This is a genomic window from Roseateles sp. P5_B10, assembly GCF_056400485.1.
Genome location: NZ_JBFULE010001302.1, coordinates 1 through 970 on the forward strand (window position 1 = coordinate 1; position 970 = coordinate 970).

Sequence of the window (970 nt, forward strand, 5' to 3'; positions counted from 1 at the left end):
GGTGGGCAAGGCGCTCGGCTTTGGCGTGCTTGATTCCGGTGCGCACTACCGCGTCGCGGGCTTGGCCGCGSGCCGCGCCGGMTTGAACCTGGATGASGGCGACGCCGTCGCCGMCATCGTGCCGACGCTGCAACTGCGGTTCGGCGATGGCCATGTCTTCCTGGGCCAGGAAGACGTCAGTGCCCGGCTGCGAGCCGAAGCGACCGGCCTGCTGGCCTCACAGGTCGCCGTCCATCCTCAGGTGCGCAAGGCCCTGCATCAGTTGCAACTCGACTTCCGCCGCCTGCCTGGTCTCGTCGCCGACGGCCGCGACATGGGCACAGCCATCTTCCCTGACGCCTCCCTCAAGGTATTCCTCACCGCCAGCGCCGCGACGCGCGCTGAGCGCAGGCATAAGCAGTTGATTTCCAAAGGAATTTCGGCTAATATTGACAGCTTGCGCGAAGATCTGGAGGCGCGGGACGAACGGGACAAGAACCGCTCAGCCTCGCCACTGGAACCCGCGCAGGACGCGCAGCTGCTCGACAACTCGGCGCTGACCATCGAAGCCTCGGTGGATCAGGTGCTGGATTGGTGGCAACAGCGCAGGCCTTTTTGACGCGCCTCGTTACGCACGAGGTGCCAGAGAAGGTCCAGGCTTGAGACGCCACGGCCCGCGGCCCTTCCCTCCGAACGTCAGTTCACTGAGGGTCGCGATGTCAACAACTTAACCCGCAGCTTGTCTGCACGCCGCGTCCGGGGTTCCCCGGCGCATCAGGATCCATCACATGTCCCAAACCCAAACCGCCCAAGCCTCCGGCATGGAATCCTTTGCCGCCATGTTCGAGGAGTCGCTGCAGCGCTCCGACATGCGCGCTGGCGAAGTGATCTCGGCCGAAGTCGTTCGTGTCGAACACAACTTCGTCGTCGTCAACGCAGGCCTCAAGTCCGAAGCCTACGTGCCCATCGAAGAGTTCAAGAACGACCAGGG

2 protein-coding genes are annotated in these 970 nt (G+C 64.2%); both read left to right on the forward strand.

All coding sequences use genetic code 11. The annotated features are described in order from the left end of the window. On the forward strand, positions 1-598 hold a 598-nt coding region (gene cmk / locus AC1DU6_RS32885; RefSeq protein ID WP_477862480.1), incomplete at its 5' end, for a (d)CMP kinase. 169 nt (positions 599-767) lie between these two features. Continuing rightward, the coding region (locus AC1DU6_RS32890; RefSeq protein ID WP_477862482.1) for a S1 RNA-binding domain-containing protein at positions 768-970 on the forward strand (203 nt) is incomplete at its 3' end.